Origin of the sequence: Actinomadura soli (assembly GCF_005889715.1) — a bacterium.
Classification (GTDB): domain Bacteria; phylum Actinomycetota; class Actinomycetes; order Streptosporangiales; family Streptosporangiaceae; genus Spirillospora; species Spirillospora soli.
In genome coordinates, this window is the sequence record NZ_VCKW01000598.1 from 1 (window position 1) to 833 (window position 833).

At 72.0% G+C, this 833-nt stretch carries 1 protein-coding gene; it reads right to left on the minus strand.

The genetic code is table 11. From position 1 onward, the window contains the following. Positions 1-29: 29 nt before the first annotated feature. Positions 30-833: transporter substrate-binding domain-containing protein (locus ETD83_RS42075; protein ID WP_329603087.1), on the minus strand; the 804-nt coding region annotated here is incomplete at its 5' end.

Below are 833 nucleotides of genomic sequence, written 5' to 3' on the forward strand. Positions count from 1 at the left end.
CCTCACGCCCCGCGCCGGGGCGTCGGGCGCTAGAGGCAGCCCTCGAACTGCGGGACCTCGACGTCCGACAGGTCCAGGCCGGACGTGCCGAACCATTTGGTCATGAGCGTGGCCATCGTCCCGTCCTGGTACATCTGGGTGATGGCCTTGTTGAGGGCCTCGCAGCCGTCGGCGTCGCCCTGCCGGATAGCGATGCCCGTGCGCCGCTCCCCGAACCTGGCGTTCAGCAGCCGGAACGAGTCGCCCCGCCGGGTCTTCAGCCCGGCCAGGATCGTGTCGTTCGTCGTGATCGCGTCGATCCGGCCGTCCCCGAGCATCGTCAGGCACTCGTTGTAGGACCTCGCCGCCACCGGCAGCGCCGCCACCTGCCGCTCCCGGGTCACCGCCTCCGCGGCGCCCGATCCCGTGACGGCGCAGATCCTGCGTCCCTTCAGGTCGCGCACCCCGCGCACCCCGCGCTCATCGTCGCGGACGAGGATGTCCTGGTACGACAGCAGGTACGGCCCGGCGAACGCGAGCCGCTGCTTCCATTCCGGTTCCAGCCAGAAGGTCAGCACCATGTCGACCTTCCCGTCCCGCAGCAGCCGCTCCCGATCGGCCGCCAGCGCCGGAGCGAACCGGACCTTCTTCCCCATCCGCGCTGCCAGATACCGCGACACGTCCACGTCCAGGCCCTCGAACCGCCCGTCCGCCAGCTTGAACCCGATCCCCGGCAGGTCCGGCCGGACGCCCGCCACCAGCGTCGCCTTCCCGAGGATGGACGGCTCCTCGCCGCCCGCGCACCCGCTCACCGCGAGGCAGCCCACCAGCCCCAGCGCGACCAGCCCCAGCCG